The organism is Nonomuraea sp. NPDC049158, from assembly GCF_040648335.1.
Classification (GTDB): Bacteria; Actinomycetota; Actinomycetes; order Streptosporangiales; family Streptosporangiaceae; genus Nonomuraea.
Map to the genome: position 1 here is coordinate 1 of NZ_JBEZDM010000071.1, position 17,741 is coordinate 17,741.

General features: G+C 70.0%; 18 protein-coding genes and 1 pseudogene. 10 read left to right on the forward strand and 9 right to left on the reverse strand.

The features are described 5' to 3' along the window. The coding region (locus AB0B61_RS56585) for a hypothetical protein (protein WP_358450434.1) at window positions 1-180 on the reverse strand (180 nt) is incomplete at its 3' end. 244 nt (window positions 181-424) lie between these two features. Between AB0B61_RS56585 and AB0B61_RS56590 the strand changes: the two genes are divergently transcribed. The 4 genes and pseudogenes from AB0B61_RS56590 to AB0B61_RS56605 all read left to right on the forward strand — a co-directional run bounded on the left by AB0B61_RS56590 (window position 425) and on the right by AB0B61_RS56605 (window position 3,400). After that, a complete protein-coding gene (locus AB0B61_RS56590) occupies window positions 425-1,243 on the forward strand; it encodes an NAD(P)H-binding protein (protein WP_358450436.1) in 819 nt (272 codons plus the stop codon). Between the two features lie 192 nt (window positions 1,244-1,435). After that, window positions 1,436-1,873, forward strand: coding sequence for a hypothetical protein (locus tag AB0B61_RS56595; protein ID WP_358450438.1), 438 nt, complete (start codon window positions 1,436-1,438; stop codon window positions 1,871-1,873). Window positions 1,874-1,974: 101 nt separating this feature from the next. After that, window positions 1,975-3,092, forward strand: a pseudogene (locus AB0B61_RS56600) (divalent metal cation transporter). Continuing rightward, the gene (locus AB0B61_RS56605) at window positions 3,089-3,400 is read left to right on the forward strand and encodes a hypothetical protein (protein ID WP_358450440.1); all 312 of its coding nucleotides are present in this window, start codon (window positions 3,089-3,091) and stop codon (window positions 3,398-3,400) included. The pseudogene AB0B61_RS56600 and the gene AB0B61_RS56605 overlap by 4 nt, the downstream one beginning before the upstream one ends. A gap of 126 nt (window positions 3,401-3,526) precedes the next feature. On the opposite strand, the gene AB0B61_RS56610 is transcribed toward AB0B61_RS56605, so the two are convergent. Continuing rightward, window positions 3,527-4,126 carry a helix-turn-helix domain-containing protein gene (locus tag AB0B61_RS56610; RefSeq protein ID WP_358450442.1) on the reverse strand — a complete coding sequence of 200 codons (600 nt, stop codon included), beginning with the start codon at window positions 4,124-4,126 and terminating at the stop codon, window positions 3,527-3,529. A 237-nt stretch (window positions 4,127-4,363) separates the two neighbouring features. Between AB0B61_RS56610 and AB0B61_RS56615 the strand changes: the two genes are divergently transcribed. From AB0B61_RS56615 to AB0B61_RS56625, 3 genes are all read left to right on the forward strand, one after another. Continuing rightward, complete coding sequence (locus tag AB0B61_RS56615) at window positions 4,364-5,239, forward strand: LLM class flavin-dependent oxidoreductase (RefSeq protein WP_358450444.1); 876 nt, start codon at window positions 4,364-4,366, stop codon at window positions 5,237-5,239. 30 nt (window positions 5,240-5,269) lie between these two features. Further along, on the forward strand, window positions 5,270-6,214 hold the full coding sequence (locus AB0B61_RS56620) for a chlorophyllase (protein WP_358450482.1): 945 nt from the start codon (window positions 5,270-5,272) through the stop codon (window positions 6,212-6,214). Between the two features lie 862 nt (window positions 6,215-7,076). Continuing rightward, a complete protein-coding gene (locus tag AB0B61_RS56625; protein WP_358450446.1) occupies window positions 7,077-7,568 on the forward strand; it encodes a hypothetical protein in 492 nt (163 codons plus the stop codon). 457 nt (window positions 7,569-8,025) lie between these two features. On the opposite strand, the gene AB0B61_RS56630 is transcribed toward AB0B61_RS56625, so the two are convergent. From AB0B61_RS56630 to AB0B61_RS56655, 6 genes are all read right to left on the reverse strand, one after another. Beyond that, window positions 8,026-8,328, reverse strand: coding sequence for a hypothetical protein (locus AB0B61_RS56630; protein WP_358450448.1), 303 nt, complete (start codon window positions 8,326-8,328; stop codon window positions 8,026-8,028). A gap of 97 nt (window positions 8,329-8,425) precedes the next feature. Continuing rightward, window positions 8,426-10,222, reverse strand: coding sequence for an ABC transporter ATP-binding protein (locus tag AB0B61_RS56635; RefSeq protein ID WP_358450450.1), 1,797 nt, complete (start codon window positions 10,220-10,222; stop codon window positions 8,426-8,428). Beyond that, a complete protein-coding gene (locus AB0B61_RS56640) occupies window positions 10,219-10,707 on the reverse strand; it encodes a hypothetical protein (RefSeq protein WP_358450452.1) in 489 nt (162 codons plus the stop codon). The genes AB0B61_RS56635 and AB0B61_RS56640 overlap by 4 nt, the downstream gene beginning before the upstream one ends. A 73-nt stretch (window positions 10,708-10,780) precedes the next feature. Beyond that, a complete protein-coding gene (locus AB0B61_RS56645) occupies window positions 10,781-10,975 on the reverse strand; it encodes a hypothetical protein (protein ID WP_358450454.1) in 195 nt (64 codons plus the stop codon). Between the two features lie 74 nt (window positions 10,976-11,049). After that, window positions 11,050-13,926 (reverse strand): BTAD domain-containing putative transcriptional regulator, encoded by a 2,877-nt coding sequence (locus AB0B61_RS56650; RefSeq protein WP_358450456.1) that lies wholly within the window; start codon window positions 13,924-13,926, stop codon window positions 11,050-11,052. A 9-nt stretch (window positions 13,927-13,935) separates the two neighbouring features. Further along, the gene (locus AB0B61_RS56655) at window positions 13,936-14,373 is read right to left on the reverse strand and encodes a S26 family signal peptidase (RefSeq protein WP_358450458.1); all 438 of its coding nucleotides are present in this window, start codon (window positions 14,371-14,373) and stop codon (window positions 13,936-13,938) included. 355 nt (window positions 14,374-14,728) lie between these two features. Here AB0B61_RS56655 and AB0B61_RS56660 point away from each other — a divergent pair, with 355 nt between their 5' ends. Then, window positions 14,729-14,812, forward strand: a complete 84-nt coding sequence (locus tag AB0B61_RS56660; protein ID WP_358450484.1) for a universal stress protein — start codon at window positions 14,729-14,731, stop codon at window positions 14,810-14,812. Window positions 14,813-14,823: 11 nt separating this feature from the next. Here the strand turns inward: AB0B61_RS56660 and AB0B61_RS56665 are convergent, their stop codons facing one another. Then, complete coding sequence (locus AB0B61_RS56665; RefSeq protein ID WP_358450460.1) at window positions 14,824-15,465, reverse strand: response regulator transcription factor; 642 nt, start codon at window positions 15,463-15,465, stop codon at window positions 14,824-14,826. Between the two features lie 191 nt (window positions 15,466-15,656). Here AB0B61_RS56665 and AB0B61_RS56670 point away from each other — a divergent pair, with 191 nt between their 5' ends. Both AB0B61_RS56670 and ppk2 read left to right on the forward strand, forming a co-directional pair. Continuing rightward, entirely contained in the window at window positions 15,657-16,919 is a 1,263-nt protein-coding gene (locus tag AB0B61_RS56670; RefSeq protein WP_358450462.1) for an MFS transporter, read from the forward strand. Further along, entirely contained in the window at window positions 16,916-17,722 is an 807-nt protein-coding gene (gene ppk2 / locus AB0B61_RS56675; RefSeq protein WP_358450464.1) for a polyphosphate kinase 2, read from the forward strand. The genes AB0B61_RS56670 and ppk2 overlap by 4 nt, the downstream gene beginning before the upstream one ends. The last annotated feature ends 19 nt before the right edge of the window (window positions 17,723-17,741 follow it).

The following is a 17,741-nucleotide window of genomic DNA, read 5'->3' on the forward strand; positions in this document are numbered from 1 at the left end:
TCGGGCGGGTAGTTCTTCATCACCATCAGTGACATCTCTTCCCCTGGACCTCAAGATCCAGTCTTCGAGGTGTCCTCGTTCAAGGGGGAATGCCCCACCATGCCGCAGCTCACGCTCGGGTTGCCGCGCGTACTCCAGGACACCATCCCAGGAGGCGCGGTATTCCTCGATGACGCCCATGCTTGGCTCCGTCGTTCGTCGTAGATCGTCTTGTAGGCATGGATATCAGCCGCCAGTGACGGAACGGCGTGGCAAAGGAGGCGACCGGCATGGCAGACGGCCCGGTGCCTTGGAGCTGTGTCCAACGCTTGGAATGCACCCACCCGAAGGTTCATTCAATTAATTGAATGAGTAGTATGTGCGGCAGATCTCGCACACCCAGCTCGTAAAACTGCTCAGCGAGGATTAGAGGAAGCCCCACATCATGGTCACGGTTGTTTTCGGCGCCCGGGGGAGTGTCGGCCGCCATGTCGCCGCAGGTCTGACCGCTTTGGGCAGGCCGGTCCGGCTGACGAGCAGGACGCCGGACAGCTCCCACATAGCGGCGGATCTGGACGCGCCGGAAACGTTGTCCGCCGCGCTGGAAGGCGCCTCGCAGGTCTTCCTCTATGCCAAGCCCGCGGGCATCGCCGGTTTCGTGACGGCTGCCCTTACGGCGGGGGTGCGGCACGTGGTGTTGCTCTCGTCCGGGGCGGTCGTGCAGCCCGGCGCCGACCGTAATCCGATCGCGCGGGACCATCGCATCGTGGAGTCGGCCCTGGAGGAGTCCGGGCTGTCCTGGACCTTCCTCCGGCCGGGGATGTTCGCGACCAACGCCCGATGGTGGTGGACGCGGGCGATCAAGGGCGGGGAGGCGGTGCGACTGCCGTACCCGGAGGCGATGACGGCTCCCGTCAGCGAGCGGGACATGGCCGCGCTCGCGGTGACGGCGCTGACCGAGCGCGGGCACGGGCGGCAGGCGTACACGGTGTACGGGCCGCAGGTGCTCACCCTGCGCGAGCAGGTCGAACACATCGGCGCGGCCATCGGCAGGGAGATCCCGATCGAGGTGGTCACACCCGAACAGGCGCGGGCCGACCTGGGCAGGACGATGCCCGCGATGGGAGTGGAGGCGATCATGGGCGCGTGGGCGGCCGGCGCCGAGACCGTCCCGGAGACCTCCGTCATCGTCGAGAAACTCACCGGACGCCCTGCCCAGACCTTCGCGGAGTGGGCGCGGGACCACGCCGCCGACTTCCGCTGACCACCTTCAGGCCGGTCCTGCTCTGACAGGTCTCGCAGGACCGGGAGCCTTCGCCGTCGCAAGGTGCATGATCGTTGGGCGGTTGGGCAGGTGCACCCTCGTGCAAGATGAGGGACTGGTGTTGCTCGCGGCCTGGGGGCAATTCCTGGTGCTGCTGGTGCTGCTGGGTTATTTCGTGCTGCGACGCCGTACATGAGGGTCTCGAGGCGTGTCGCGCTGACCCTGGCTGTGCTGCTGCTGAGCGGGTGTGCGAGCCCTGCCTGGGATGATCACGACTACGGTCTGAAGGCCGCCCAGTCGGCGCAGTCGGCCGCCTCAAGCCTGGAGATCGTACGGCTGGCCGTACGCGACGAGGACCGCCTGACCACGCCCTACCTCAAGACGCTGTTCACCGAGACGGTCAAGGATCTGGGCAGCGTCAACAGCCAGTTCGGCGGGGTGCAGCCGCCGTCCCCCGCCGCCGACGAGGTGCGCGGCCGGCTGCTCGACCTCACCGGCGAGGCCGAGGACCAGGTGGCGTCGCTGCTCATCCAGGTCAGGCGGGACGGGATCGAGGATCCGGCGGCAGCCGTAAAGGATCTCGAAGGGGTCGCCACGAAGCTGCGGGCCTTCGAGGAGGCGCATCTGTGAAGAAGCTCTTCGCGGTGACGCTGGGCATCCTCACTGCCTTCGGCGGGTTCGTCGACATCGGCGACCTGGTCGCGAACTCACTGGTCGGCGCCAGGTTCGGGATGTCGCTGGCCTGGGTGGTCGTGGTCGGCGTCGTCGGGATCTGCCTGTTCGCCGAGATGTCGGGCCGGATCGCCGCCGTCTCGGGGCGGCCGGTGTTCGACCTGGTCAGGGAGCGGATGGGGCCACGGGCCGGCCTGGTCAACCTGGGGGCGTCGTTCTTCATCAACGTCCTCACCCTGGCCGCCGAGATCGGCGGCGCGTCGCTGGCCCTGGAGTTGGCCACCGGGATCAACTACCTGCTGTGGGTGCCGGGGGTCGCGCTGGTGGCGTGGCTGTGATGTGGCGGGTCAGGTTCGAGACGATGGAGCGGGTCTTCGGGCTGGCGGGGCTGGCGCTGGTGGCGTTCGCGGTGGCGTTGTGGCAGCTCGGGCCCGACTGGCACGAGCTGGGCCGCCAGCTCACCCAGCCGCCGGCCGACGAGGGCGCGCCGACGTACTGGTACTACGCGATCGCCCTGCTCGGCGGCGCGATGACGCCGTATGAGGTGTTCTTCTTCTCCTCCGGCGGGGTTGAGGAGAAGTGGACCCGCAAGGACCTGGTCATCTCACGGGCCAACGTGTTCGTCGGCTTCCCGCTGGGCGGGTTCCTGTCGCTGGCCATCGCGGGCTGCGCGGCGGTGGTGTTCTTCCCGGTGAAGGCGGAGGTCGACACGCTCGGCCAGATGCTGCTGCCCGCCGGGATCGGGCTGGGGTAGCTCGGCCTGGCGGCGGTGATCTTCGGGGTGTTCGCGGCGACGTTCGGCGCGACTCTGGAGACCGCGCTGTCGTCGGGCTACACCATCAGCCAGTACTTCGGCTGGCAGTGGGGCAAGCTGGTCCGCCCCCGCGACGCCGCGCGCTTCCACTCCGTGGTGCTGGCGGGGGTCGTCGTCGCGACCGCGCTCATCCTGACGACCATCGATCCGATCATGGTCACCGAGTACTCGCTGGTCTTCTCGGCGGCGGCGCTTCCCCTGACGTACCTGCCGGTGCTCATGATCGCCAACGATCCCGACTACATAGGCGACCAGGTCAACGGCCGGTTCAGCAACGCACTCGGAACCGCGTACATGATCCTGCTGCTCGTGGTGGCCGTGGCGGCCGTCCCGCTGATGATCGCGACGAAGGCGGGGCAATGAAGGCCAGGGAACTGCACGCGAACCTGCACCTGCTCGACCGGCAGGTGATCAGCGCCGACGACGGGCACCCGGTGTGCAAGATCGACGACCTGCTGCCGGACGGCGCCGTAGACCTCTTCCATGCCGCCTACCGACCGGCCCCGGACGCCGCCACCCTGCGCCGCGCCCGCGGATGGGCGGTGGGGCAGGCCCTCGCCGGCATCCTCATCGGAGACGCCGGCGTCCACGGCCGCCCAGGCGGCAAGCCCACCTGGGGCCCACCCGCCCACGCCGCGCTACGCCGCCTCATCGCAACCGCCCACCGCTGATCAATCGCCTCCCATGCGCTCGAACACCTTCGCGCCGGAGGAGCGGAGCATCGCGGGCTCTGTGCGCTGCGGTCAGGGCGTTGTGCAGTCCGAGCGCCAGCGCGAAGTGCGGTATTCAAGCGGTGGCTAGTGCGGTAGGCGGAGTCCCGCGATGAGGAATTCGACCAGCCGCCGCGCGTCGTAACGGGGATCGTTTTCCGCGCCGATGCAGAGGTTCCCGACGCCGCGCATGAGTTCGAGGGCGTCGACGTCGGCGCGGATCTCGCCGGCGGCGGCCGCGGCTTGGAGCAGTTGGCCGCACACGGGCACGAGCCGGTCGAGGAAGTAGGCGTGCAGGGCCTCGAAGCCGGCGTCGTCGGAGCGGAGTACGGCGGCGAGTCCGTGCTTGGTGACCAGGAAGTCGACGAACAGGTTGATCCATCGCCCCAGCGCGGCGTAAGGACTCGCGACGGCCGCCAGCAGGGCTGGACCGGCCTCGGCGCAGGCCTCGACCTGGTGCCGATAGACGGCGATGATGAGATCCGCCCGGGTCGGGAAGTGGCGGTAGATCGTGGCCACCCCGACTCCTGCCCTGGCCGCGATGTCGCGCACCGGCGCCTCGACGCCCGAGGTCACGAAGACGGCCGCGGCGGCGTCGAGCAGCGTCCTCTCGTTGCGCCGGGCATCGGCCCGCTTGCGGGGGCCCGCGCCTCCGTCGCCGTCGTTCACCCTTACCGTTCCCTCCATTGCTGGGTTGCGAAGCGGAACCGTGTTCCTTATAGTAGTCGGAACGGGATTCCGTTTACCCATGATGCCAGAGCGCCGACCGACGGCCAACCCGCGCATCGCCATCGCGTCACACCCATGCCCGGGATTGCCGTGGGATGCGAGTGAATCGATGCGATGGGCGTCGGCTGTGCATATCGGAAGCCTGTTCCGTTTAGCCTCTGGTGACGCCCAGTGTCGAAAGGACCAAAGCCCTCTATGCCGCATACCATCCGGCCCCGCTTCGGGATCATGACCGCCCCGTCGCAGGTCGACTACCACGACGTCCTGCGGGTCTGGCGCGAGGCGGACACGATCCCCGAGATCGAACACGCGTGGCTGTTCGATCATCTCCTGCCCATCTTCGGCGACCCGAACGGCACGATCTACGAGGGCTGGACGCTGCTCTCGGCCCTCGCCGCACAGACCCGACGGCTGCGGCTCGGCGTGCTCGTGACCAGCAACCGCATTCGGCCGCCCGCGATGCTGGCCAAGATCGCCACCACCGTCGACATCGTCTCCGGCGGGCGGCTCGACTTCGGCATCGGCGTCGGCTCACGACCCAGCGTGCCCTGGGCCCCGCGCGAGTACGAAGCCCACGGCCTGCCCTTCCACGACACCGCCCACGCCGTGGGCAGCCTCGCCGAAGCGTGCACGGTGATCAAGCGGTTGTGGACCGAGACCGAACCGTTCGACTTCCACGGCACGTACGTCCAGGTCACCAACGCTTTCGGCAACCCCAAGCCGGTCCAGCGCCCCCACCCGCCGATCCTCATCGGCGGACGCTCGTCCGCGACGCTGCGCGTGGTCGCCGAGCACGCCGACCTGTGGAACATCCCCGGCGGCGACATCGACGACGTCATCAGCCGCAGCGCGCTGCTGGACCGCTACTGCGCCGAGATCGGTCGCGACCCCGCCTCGATCACCCGCTCGATCCACCTGCCCGTCTCCTACGACCAGCCCGGCACCACCCGGGACGCGATCGGCGAAGCGATCGACGCCGGCTTCCGGCACATCGTCCTCGGTCTGTCGGCGCCCTATCCCGCCGACGTCGCAAGGTGGGTCACCGACCAGTTCATTACCGAAGACCACTGAAGGAGCATCCACATCATGATCGAAACAGACATGGCGGTCCCGGCTGCGGGCGACGGTGACGTGGCTGTCAGCGTGCCCACTCCGGTCGTCTCGGTGAAGCCGGTGGTGCTGTCGGCCCCGGGCCGTGGTGAGGATCTGCGGGTGCGCGTGTCCGCGCCCGCGGTCGGCCGCGAACTGCCGGTCATCGTCTTCTCGCACGGCTTCGGCTGGTCGTCGGACGGTTATGCTCCGCTGGCCGACTTCTGGGCCGCTCACGGCTTCGTGGTGATTCAACCCACCCATCTCGACTCCAGGACGCTGAGTCTGCCTCCAGAGGATCCCCGTACTCCACTGATCTGGCGTTACCGGGTCGAGGACATGAAGCGCGTCCTCGACCAGCTCGATCTCGTCGAAGCCGCCGTACCCGGCCTCGGCGGGCGGCTCGACCGCGGCCGCATCGCCGCGGCCGGGCACTCCTGGGGCGGCCAGACGGCGAGCATGCTGCTGGGCGCGCGAGTCCTCGATCCCGGGGGCGAACCGGGGGAGGACATGTCCGACTCCCGGATCAAGGCGGGGGTACTGCTCGCCGCGCCCGGCCGGGGCGGAGCGGACCTGAGCCCGATCGCGGCCGAGCATTTCCCCTTCATGAATCCGAGCTTCGCGGACATGGCCACGCCGGCCCTTGTGGTCGCGGGGGATCGAGACCAGTCCCAGCTGACCGCTCGGGGGCCGGAGTGGTTCACCGACCCCTACTTCTTGAGCCCGGGCGGCAAGAGCCTGCTCACGCTGTTCGGGGCGGAGCATTCGCTCGGCGGAATCTCCGGGTACGACGTCGCGGAGACGACGGACGAGCACCCCGGACGAGTCGCCCTGATCCAGCGACTCACCTGGGCCTACCTCCGCCATGTCTTCTACCCCGAAGACCCCGCCTGGCTCGCGGCGCGCTCCGCGCTGGCGGACGAGCCCGAGCCGCTGGGACGGATCGAGAGCGACTGAGGCGCCCTGGGGGGAGGCGTCAGCCCTATCGGCAGACCAGGTGCGCCCGGTAGCCGCCCGTTGCCGCTGTGTCGTTACCTGCGAATTCCAGTTGCCGATGTCGTCCGGTTCCGGCTCATCGGTCTCCGTAGCCCAGATCACGGTAGCCGGGCGACGGCCGTGATGGTTCATCGTCGATCTCTCGATCGGCCCGAGGCTCGATGGCGGGTAAGTCTGACCGCCTGCCCACATCCTCTCGTACACGCTTTGGGAGCACTCGCTGAGACTCAAGCTCCGGAGGCGGAAAAGGCTCTAGGGCTGAAGGGGATATCACTCGGCGGTCTTCCTGGTCGCCTCGGCCCAGCTCAGAGGACAGGTTGTCATGGGGCCCGCCGTCAAGCGGCGCGCTCGGTGTCGAGGGCCGGTCTGCTGGACTTGGCGCAGTGCTGGGACCAGGCGTCGAGGGCGGCTGCGGCTCCGCGCTCCCGCGGCCGTTCTGCTCCGCTGGCGTGGTGAGAGCGGGCCGGCGAGGGGCGGCGGGCCGCTCATGCGCCGAGGGCTGAGAGGCGGCGGGCCGCTCATGCGCCGAGGGCCGAGGGGCGGTGGAGGGCGCATCGGCGTTGCGGGCGGGTTCCTCGGTGGGTTGTTCGCCCGGGCGGTCGTGGTGGGACCCCGGCCGGCCGGTGTGGGCGTCTCGTTCGCCGGGTCTAGCTGCGGCATCGGTGGGGACCCGTTCCGCGCCGGACGCGTCCCGCCCGTTGACATCAGCGTCACCGGGCCGCCCGGTTGAGAAATGCTCGCTGGTACGGGCTTGCGGCCCGTGCTGTTCTCGCGCCCGTTTCCTGGATGGTCCTTCCCTCGTACGGGGCGTGTCGGGACGGCGATGGCGCTCTTCCGCCGTTCGACGGGCTCTGGCCTGGTGCTCCGCGTAGCGCAATATCTGTTCGGTGAGCAAGTGGCAGAGGTGCGCGATTCTTATGGCGCGGGTGTCGAAACGTCGACGAAGGCGGACCCTGTTGTGGAACCCCATCGACACGCCGGCCCGCCGGTAGAGCGAGCGCAGGCCGGTGATCAAGGATTTCTCGACGAGGCGATCGAATTCCTTTTCCAGATGCGCCATGAGCGTGGCAACGGCCTGCTTGACGATGTCGTCGGCGATCATGGAGGCGGCGGCCCTGTCCGACGGATTCGCCAGCAGGCGGCGCATTCCCGCCAGTCGTTTGCTCCGCAGGTGCAGGCTGTCGATCCGGATCGCGAAACCGTCAACGAGAATGGTTATTTTAATGCGCTGAAAACACCGGTTGCCGATCTGCACGCCGCAGGACCGCCGAACCATGATCAGTCGCGCGTCGTCCGGGTGCTTCCTCGTGAATGATTCGGCGGACGACCCAGGAAAAGAGGGAAGGCCCGGAATGCGGACGTCGGTGAAAAATCCGTCTTCTGCTCCCTGCGAGATCAAGGCGAGCAGCGCCGATATGGCTCTCTCGTCGAGGAGGATCGAGATTTTGGAGAGGATGATGTCGTAGGTGGTGGTCTGTGAGTTGTGCTTGCCGATTTGGACGCCGACGCAGTCTCGGATCCAGATGATGTCCAGTTCCGCGGCCGGCTGATGGTGTTCCTCGGCCTTGGCGGGTTTCCACCCGTACAACGTTCGCGTGGATTGCCAGGCCTGCCATCGGCTGTCCGAACGGGCAGGCGGCGGCCGCAGTCGCTTCGGCCGTCGGAAGACGAAGCGGGCGGGCGCGCCACTCGCCCGGCTTCCGCGCAGCGGCGGCTCACCACGCCGATGCCGCCGATAGCACTCGGCCGACAAGCCTTGTGAGTCACCCCACTTAACGGGTGCGGGCAATGCCCTCTCCAGGATCCGGAGGGACGGTGGATGAACCGAAGGTGCAGTGGACGTATTGCACGTTTCCGGCGTCCACGTTGACCTGGACGGTACTGTCCTTGGCGTCGACCCGAATCCTGTCCAGCGGATCCTGCTCGTCGGCGGACGCGGCAGGTGCTTCGGTGCGCGACGTCTTCCTCCGCATGCTTTCCACCGTTCTCTGAGTCCTGTCGGAGAGCAGAGAGAGCCCACCGGCCGCGAAACCGGCCGCCAATGCGGCGAGGATCATCGACACGAATCCGTCCACGTGCTGCCTCCGCTCACGCTGGTGCCTCGATGCTGCCGCACCGTTGCCGGGCGGGAGCTCACCGTGAGGCCAGATTCGAGTTGCCGGAGGCTGGGCGCTACGCCTCGACGCGGTAGCCGCTGGCCTGGGTCTCGAACAGCCGGGCGTAGCCGCTGTCCGCCGCGATGAGGTCGTCGTGGGTGCCCTGCTCGACGATCCGCCCGTCGCCGAGCACCACGATGAGGTCGGCGTCCCGTACCGCGCCGAGCCGGTGTGAGACGAGCAGGCTGGTACGCCCTGCCCGGTGCTCACGCAGCCGCCGGTGCACCTCGTATTCGGCCTCCGCGTCGAGTCCCGAGCTGGGTTCGTCGAGGATGAGCAGGTCGCGCTGTTCGCGGACGAGCGCGCGGGCCAGGGCCAGTCGTTGCCACTGGCCTCCGGAGAGCACCACCCCGGTGTCGTCCTCCGGTCCGAAGAAGATCCGGCTCAGCATCGTGTCGTACCCGTGCGGCAGGGCCCGTACGGTCTGGTCGGCTCCGGACATCTCGGCGGCGGCCTGGATCCTGCTCCGGTCGGACATCGCCTCGATCTCGCCGACGCCGATGTTCTCCGCCGCGGTGAGGTCGTAGCTCATGTAGTCCTGGAAGAGCACGCCCATCCGGGCACGGAGGTCGGCCGGCGGTACGTCGCGAATGTCCACGCCATCCCAGAGGATCGAGCCTCTGGAGGGATCGTAGAAGCGGCACAGCAGTTTGATCAGCGTGCTCTTGCCGGCTCCGTTGAGTCCGATCAACGCGACCGACGCGCCGTGGGGGATGGTCAGGTCGACGCCGCGCAGCACCCAGGGGTGGCCCTCGGCGTACCGGAACCACACGTCGCGCAGCTCGATGCCGCGCCGCAGGGCGGGCAGCGCGGCCGGCCGGTGCGGCGGCGGGAGGTCGTCGGAGAGCGACATCACCCGCTCGTGGTGGTCGAACAGGAGCAGTGAGTGGCCGGCGTTGGCCGCGTTCTCCACGGTCGCGATGAGGGCGGCCTGGGTGCCGGCCACCGCGGCGGCGAAGGCCGTCACGTCGCCCAGGGTCAGCCGTCCCGCCAGGGCGGAGTACACGGCCCAGATCAAGCCGATGCCGCTGACCAGGGCGGAAAGGGTCGCCAGTGACGACTGCGTGAGCGCTTCGCGCCGGTCGAGGCGCCGCTCGGCCGTCTGCATCGTGGTGAGCTCGCCGATGACCCGGCGCCTGAGGAAGTCGCCGAGCCCGAAGAGCCGTACCTCCTTGGCGGCCTCCACGTCGGTGAGCAAGGAGGAGTAGAAGATCTGCCGCCGGGCCGCCGCCGACTGCCCGGCGAGCATCCTGGCCCGCCGCTTCTCCAGGGACATCCGGGCGGCGAGGGTGGGCAGCGCCGCCACCGCCACCAGCCCGGCCATCAGCGGGCTCAGCACGGCCAGAGCGCCGAGGAGCCCGGTCAGGGCGATGACGTTGCGGCAGAGGTCGAACAGGCCCGAGGTGATCGGCCCCATCGCACCGCCCGTGGCCTGCGTGGCCATCCGCAACTCGTCGAGGAAGGCCGGGTCCTCGAAGCGTGACAGCCCCTGGAACTCGTTCACCCTCGTGTACAGCCGGTCCTGGAGCATCAGGTCGAGTCTGCGGTCCGACTCGCCCCGCAGGTATCCCGTGACGTGCGGCAGCACCCCGGAGGCCAGTCCCAGTGCGACGAGCCCGGCGGCCGGGCCCAGCGCCCGTTCCGCGAGGCCCGTCGCCAGCCCGTCGATGAGCAGCTTCGTCGCCCACACGGCGCCCGTGGGCAGCAGTCCGGCCACGACGGTGACCACCAGCTGGGACACCGCCAGCACGGGTCCCGCCCGCCAGCACAGCAATCCCAGGGTGGCGGCTCGCCGCAGCCGGTCCGAGGTCATCCGGCGCTCGCCATGGCGGCGAGTTCCGTGTCCGCGGCCAGCACTTTGCCTTCCTGGTCGGCCCGCAGGAAGGTGGGGAACGCCTCCACGCCGAGGGCGTGCGCGAGCCGGTCGGCCTCATCGCCCGTGATCACGCTCGACACGCCGCCGACCATGGTGACGAGATCGGCCACCTTCGCGCCATCGCCGGTGATCACCGCCAGGGCGGGGTGCTTGCCCGCCTCCTCGGCGAACTGCGGCGCGCGCTCGTGACACGTGCTACAGCCGACGTCGAAGAAGCCGACCAGCCGCGCGCCCGCCGCCGCCTCGGGCAGCGTACGACCGACCAGGACGCCGGGATCGTACGGCATGAGCATCGCGTGTCCGGCCAGGCGCTCCAGCTCGGCGGTGTGCTCGCGGAGCCGGCGGAGCACCCCCAGGTTGAGCACCAGGTTGAACAGGCACAGGAGGGCCAGGAACACGACAGCGGCAACCAGGAAAGCCATCAGGCAACAACCTCACTTCAAGCGAGCCGGGGGTCTGGCGGCGGGTGTCCGCCGCCAGACCTGCGTGTCCTACCTAGCCGCCGCAGATTCTGAACGCGTAGCAGGCTCCGCATCGGGTCGTGCCGCCGGCGGTGGTGCAGATCTTCTGGAAGTCGGAGCGCTCCCGGCAGTAGCAGTGGACGTACCACTCGGCGGCCGCCTTCGCGGACGCCTTGGGCACCAGCTTGCCGAGAATCCGGTCGCCGAGCCGGCCAAGAACAGCAGTCATGGACTCGTTCCTTTCGTAGCGATGCGGTTAGCCGAAACCTATGCGGGCGGCATACAGCACCCCATACAGCCGCGCTACAGCCGGGCGGTGAGCAGCCTTTCCAGCACCGGATCGCAGCGTGTCGCGGGATCGGCGAACAGTCCCGCGGCCTTGCCGGCGTCCGTGGCGGCACGCGGGTCGCCGAGGGCCGCGCGTGCTCTGGCGAGCTGGCGTACGCAGGCGGCGTGGCCGTACGCGTCGCCGATCTTGGTGGTCAGCTCCAGGACGCGGGTCAGGTCGGCCACCGCCGCGGCCGGATCGCCCTGCCGCAGCCGGATCTCGGACCTGCTGAGCAGCACCTCCCACTGATCCTCCCGGTTGCCGGTCGCCTCGCAGCGGACCAGTGCCTCCGCCAGTACCGCCAGTGCCTTGTCCCGCTGGTCGAGCAGGCAGTGGGCGCGGCCGAGCGCGGCCAGCGTGATGCTCTCGCCGTACAGGTCGCGATCGGCCCGCCGGATGGTGAGGCACTGTTCGAAGCGGTCCACCGCCTCGGTGTGGCGGCCCAGCCGGAGCAGTACCTCGCCCAGGTTGTGCGAGACCAGCCCGACCCGGTTCGGCCGATGTGTCTTGAGCAGCAGCAGGCCCGTGCCGATGTGGTCGAGGGCCGCGTCGAGATCTCCGGCCTGCATGCACAGCCAGCCGAGGTTGTGCAGCGCCAGCCCTTCCTCCCCGCGCTCGCCCACGGCCCGCCAGAGGTCGAGCGCCCGTTGCAGGAGGGCGCGGGCCGCCTCGGGCCGTCCGGACTTCCACTCCAGCAGCCCCAGAGTCGCCAGCGTGGCCGCCTCCGCGACGCGGTCGCCGGCCCGCCGCGCGACCTCGATGGCGAGCCGCGCGGTGGTCTCGAGCTCCCGCCAGTAGCCGCTCTTCATCGCGATGGCCTTGATCAGGGCCGTCAGCTCGATGACGAAGCCGCCCTGCTCACCTTTCGCCGCCTGTACGGCCGCCGCCACCAGGCACGGCAGATCCGTGTCCAGCCACCGTACGGCCGCGGCGAGATCCGCCAAGCCCACGTCGGAGGCGTTCTCGCCCCCGCCGGCGGGCATCAGGTGCGGTTGCAGCAGGGTCTGCAGCCGACGCAGGCGAGCGAGGTACCACTCCAGGGCCCGGCCGACCGCCCGCGTACGCTCCCGCGGCGTGTCATGGGCGGCGGCCAGCTCCGCGGCGAAGAGCCGCAGCAGGTCGTGCATGCGAAACCGGCCGTCGCCGACCGGCTCGAGCAGCCGGGCCTCGGTCAGCTCGTCGAGCGCGGCCTCCGCCGTCGTCTGGTCGACGTCGGCCAGCGCGGCGGTGAGCTCGACGCCGGCTTCGGGCACCTCCAGCACGCCGAACGCCCGGAAGATCGCCTTCGCGGTGCTGGTCAGCGTCCCGTACCCGACCTCGAAGCAGGTACGCACCCGCAGGTCGGCGGCCTGGAGCTCGTCCAGCCGCCGTCGCTGGTCGCCCAGCCGCTCGCCGAACCGGGCGAGCGACCAGTCGGGCCGGCCCGCCAGCCGGGCACCGGCGATGCGCAGGGCCAGCGGGTGGAAGCCGCACGAGCGCGCGATCTCCGCAGCCGCCGCCGCCTCGGCGCTCACCCGCTCGGGACCTGCCAGCAACCTCAGCAGGCGTACCGACTCCACCTCGTCGAGCATGCCGACGGCGATGGGCACGGCGTCCATGGTGGTCAGCGCGGCGCGGCTGGTGACCAGCGCCGCGCAGCCGCCGCCCGCCGGCAGCAACGGCGCCACCTGGGCGGCGCCGACGGCGTTGTCGAGGACGACCAGGACGCGCCGGTCGGCCAGCAGCGACTGGTAGTGGGTGGCCGCCTCCGCCGGTGCCGCCGGGACGTCGCCGGGCGGCACGCCGAGCGCGCGCAGGAACCGGCCGAGCACCTCGGCCGGGCGTAACGGTGGCAGGCCCGGCGTGGATCCCTGGAGATCCACATAGAGCTGGCCGTCGGGATAGCGGTCGGTCACGCCGTGCGCGACCGTCAGGGCGAGCGCCGACTTGCCCGCACCGCCGGGCCCGTGCAGCGCCACCACAGGTGGGCTCGCCGTGCCGTACAGGACGCTGTGCAGGTGGGCCCGTTCGGCCGAGCGGCCCACGAACACCAGCGGCGCCCGGGGAAGCAGACGTGGCCGCGGGCGTCCGTCGTCGGCGGCCACGGCCGCGGTGTCACGGTCGGCCGCCAGCAGGGCGGTGTCCCTGCGCAGGATGGCCTGCTGCAGCAGGCGCAGGTCGGGCCCGGGATCGATGCCCAGTTCGTCGGCCAGGACCCGGCGGGCGGCTCCGAACGCGTCCAGCGCGCCGACCACGTCGCCGCAGCGGTAGAGGGCCGTCATGAGCTGACCGTGCAGCCGCTCGCGCAGCGGATACTGGCGGATCACCTCGCGCAACCGCGTGGCCGCGAGCTCGTTCCTGCCGAGGGCGAGCTGGATGTCGGCGTGCTCCTCCACCACGCCCAGGTAGTGGTTGGTGAGGCGGGCGACCACCTCGCGCAGCGTGGGCCCCAGCGGCACGTCCTCCGCCGCCGTCCCCTCCCACAGGGCCAGGGCCCGGGTGAAGGCCTCCTCGGCGCCGTTCGTGTCGCGCTTGGCCAGCGCCTGGCGACCGCGCGCGGACAGCGCCTCGAACTCCAGGAGGTCGAGCTCGTCCGATCCGACCCGCAGCAGGTAGCCGACGTCGGAGGTGACCAGCCGCTCCTCATCCGGAAGCAGCTTGCGCAGCTGCGTGAGGTACGTGCGCAGGTTCGCCACCGCCGACCGGGGCGGCCGCTCGTCCCACACCTCCGTCACCAATGACCTGATCGGTACGACGTGACCCGCCCGGGCCAGCAACAGGGCGAGCACGGTACGTTGCTTGGGCGCCGTGATCCTGACCGGTGATCCGTTGACCTGGATCCGCATCGGCCCGAGAAGTCGAAACCGCACCATGGGCCCGCTCTACAGCGCTGCCCCGCCCAACCGGCGCAGCGCGACACCGAGCAGGCGGTCGGCGTCGAAGAACCCGCGCTGCCGGGAGTCGACGCTGTCGATGTTGTCACCCAGGACGACCAGCGCGCCGGCGGGCACCCGGGCCACGCCGTCGCCGATCCCCGGAGGCACGGGGTCTCCGGGTAAGGCGACGGCGCGCTTGATGTTCCAGTGCCGGCCGTCCGCGCCCGGCGGTCCGAGCCCAGCGAGAGTGAGCGGCGGTTCGAGCACGACGACGTCGCCCGCGGTGACCTGGTCGATGCGGCGTCTGCGTACCAGGACCCGATCTCCGTCGGAGAGCGTCGGGGCCATGCTCCTCCCCTCGACCGTGACCACCACGTAGTGCCTTCGCGCCCACAGGGCGCCCGCCACCGCCGCCAGTACGAACCCACCGATGATCATCTTCATGGCGCTCTTCCACCGTCGGCCCTGCGAGGAATGAGTGTTCCCGCGAAACGATCTACGTTGGGACGCGGCCCTGTCAAGGAGGCGATTTCTGGGGATTGGTCCGCTACGGGACCAACGGCAGTCGTATTCGGGACTTCGGCCCCCTGCGGCCGGTCGCCTGTTTCGCGAGGCTGGAGCTGAGGTTCCAGTTCGGGAAGGGGTGCGTGATGACCAGACGGATCGTCGTCGGCTACGACGGGTCCGCGCACTCCGAAGCCGCCATGCAGTACGCCATTGACGAGGCCCGCGCCCGCCACGCTCAGCTGCATGTCCTGTATGCCTGGCAACTGCCGATGTTCTCCCCTTCGCCTCGGCGGTGCTGGGCTCGGTCAGCCGCGCCGTGCTGCACCACGCCACCTGCCCGGTCGCGGTCGTCCGGCCGCACCAGGAGAGGGCTTGAACGGCGAGCCGTCAGTCTCGCCGATCCGTCCGCAGCCGGGCCGAGAGCGCCGCCACCTGGGTACGGCGCTGCATGTCGAGCTTGGACAGCAGATTGGACACGTAGTTCTTGACCGTCTTCTCGGCCAGGAACATCCGCTCGCCGATCTGCCGGTTGGTCAGCCCATCGCCGATCAGGTCGAGGATGTTGCGCTCCTGCTCCGACAGCGCCGCCAGCGGATCCCTCTTGGCGGCCTGCTCGCGCAGCCGCTGGAGCATCGCCGCGGTGGTCCGCGGGTCGAGCAGCGACTGCCCGGAGGCGACCGTACGCACGGCGCCCACCAGGTCGGAGCCGTGGATCTGCTTGAGCACGTAACCGGCGGCGCCCGCCATCACCGCCTCGAACAGCGCGTCGTCGTCGGCGTAGGAGGTCAGCATCAGGCACGCCAACTCCGGCAGCCTGGAGCGGGCCTCACGGCACACATCCACGCCGCTACCGTCGGGCAGCCGCACATCCAGCACCGCCACGTCCGGCTTGAGCGCCGGAATACGGGCGATCGCCGACTCCGCGGTCCCGGCCTCGCCGATCACCTCTATGTCGTCCTCGGAGTCCAGCAGGGCGGCCACGCCCCGCCGTACCACCTCATGATCGTCAACGAGGAACACCCGAATCATGCTCTGACGCTAACCGGCCCGGCCAACCGCGGAATAGGGGCCAAAGTCCCAAAAGCGAGTGAAGACCAAAGCACTCAAGAGGCAGGACTTTCGCCTCTAGGAGGCATGGAGCTGCCGCTGTGGGATGCGAGGGGAGCACGCAGGGCAAAAACGCCAGGTGGGAGCCGGTGAATGCGACAGGAACGGATGAGATGAGCACCGACAGGACCGTCCGGGCGGTCCCACGCGGCGATACCCGCCGGCCGGCGCTGATGCTGGCGTTGGCGACCGTGGGATTCGCGGTGAACTTCTGGGCGTGGGCGCTGCTCAGCCCGCTGGGCCCGCGCTTCAAGGAGCTGCTGGGCCTGTCGGCCGCCCAGCAGGCGCTGCTGGTCGCGGTCCCGGTGATCGTCGGCTCGGTGGGCCGGATCCCCGTGGGGGCGCTGACCGACCGGTTCGGCGGCCGGGTGATGTTCCCGCTGATCTCGGCGGCCACCATCGTCCCGGTGCTGTTCATCGGCCTGGCCGGGCGGGGCTCGCCGGCGGTGCTGCTGGTGGGCGGGTTCTTCCTGGGCATCGGCGGGACGGTGTTCGCGGTGGGCGTGCCCTTCGTCAGCGCCTGGTTCCCGCCCGAGCGCCGTGGCCTGGCCGTCGGTGTCTTCGGCATGGGGATGGGCGGCACCGCGATCAGCGCGCTGACCACGGTCAAGCTGGTCAGGACCGGCGGCGCGGCCACCCCGTTCCTGCTCACCGCGGCCGTGCTCGCCGTCTACGCCGTCGTGGCCTGGTTCCTGCTGCGGGACGCCCCGGGCCGTACGGCGCCCGCCCAGTCGACCATGGCGCGGCTGGGCGCGGCCGTGCGCCTGCCGATCACCTGGCAGGCCTGCGTGCTGTACGCGGTGACGTTCGGCGGGTACGTCGCCTTCTCCGTCTACCTGCCTGTCTACCTGCGGTCGGCCTACGGCCTGGAGCAGGCCGACGCGGCCGACCGGATGGCCGGGTTCGTGATCCTGGCGGTCGTGGCGCGTCCCGTCGGCGGCTGGCTGTCGGACCGGATCGGGCCGATTCGCGTCCTGGCCGCCGTGTTCGCCGTCGTCGCGCTCTGCGCCACGGTACTGGCGTTCACCCCACCGCTGATGCCGCTGGGCACGGTCGCGTTCCTGACCATGGCCGCGGCGCTCGGCGCCGGCAGCGGGGCCACCTTCGCCCTGGTCTCGGTGGCGGCCCCGGCCGACAAGGTCGGCTCGGTCACGGGCCTGGTCGGCGCGGCCGGCGGGCTGGGCGGGTTCGTGCCGCCGGTGGAGATGGGGTTCGTCTACGGCCTGTTCGGCTCCTACGGGGTGGGCCTGGCCCTGCTGGCCGGAGTGTCGGTGCTGACGTTGGCGCTGACCGTCACCGCGGTGCGTGCCACGGCCAGGCGGCGCCCCGCCGCGCTACCGGTGCCGTTCGGACCGTCTTCCGAGGAAGCCCGATGACGAAGAGACTGCCGCGCAAGGCGTACGAGAAGGAGCTCTTCCGCCTGCAAGGAGAGCTGGTGAAGGTGCAGGAGTGGGTGCGCGTGCGAGGCCGGCGGGTGGTCGTGATCTTCGAGGGGAGGGACGCGGCGGGCAAGGGGAGCACGATCAAGAGGGTCGCCGAATACCTCAACCCGCGCGTTGCGCGCATCGCCGCGCTCCCGGCACCGACCGAGCGCGAGCGGTCGCAATGGTACTTCCAGCGCTACATCGAGCACCTGCCCGCCGCTGGGGAGATCGTGCTGTTCGACCGCAGCTGGTACAACCGCGCGGGTGTCGAACGGGTGATGGGATTCTGCACCCAGGAGGAATACACGCGATTCCTGCACCAGTGTCCGATCTTTGAACGGTTGCTGGTGGAGGACGGGATCCTGCTGCGCAAGTACTGGTTCTCGGTGAGCGACGAGGAGCAGGAGCGGCGCTTCCACGCCCGGCTGGCGGATCCGATGCGGCAGTGGAAGCTGTCGCCGATGGACCTGGAGTCGATCAATCGCTGGGAGGACTACTCCAGGGCCAAGGACGAGATGCTGGTGCACACCGACATCTCTGAGGCGCCGTGGTACGACGTGGAGAGCGAGGACAAGCGGCGGGCCAGGATCAACATGATGGCCCACCTGCTGTCCACGATCCCCTATGAGGAGGTACGGCGGGCGGAGCTGAAGATCCCGCACCGCCCGCCCGCCACCGGCTACCGGCGCCCGCCGCGCAGGCCGGAGACCTTCGTGCCGGACGCCGCGGCGGACCTCCGCTTGCCGTTCACCTGACGATCAAAGCGCTGATGGA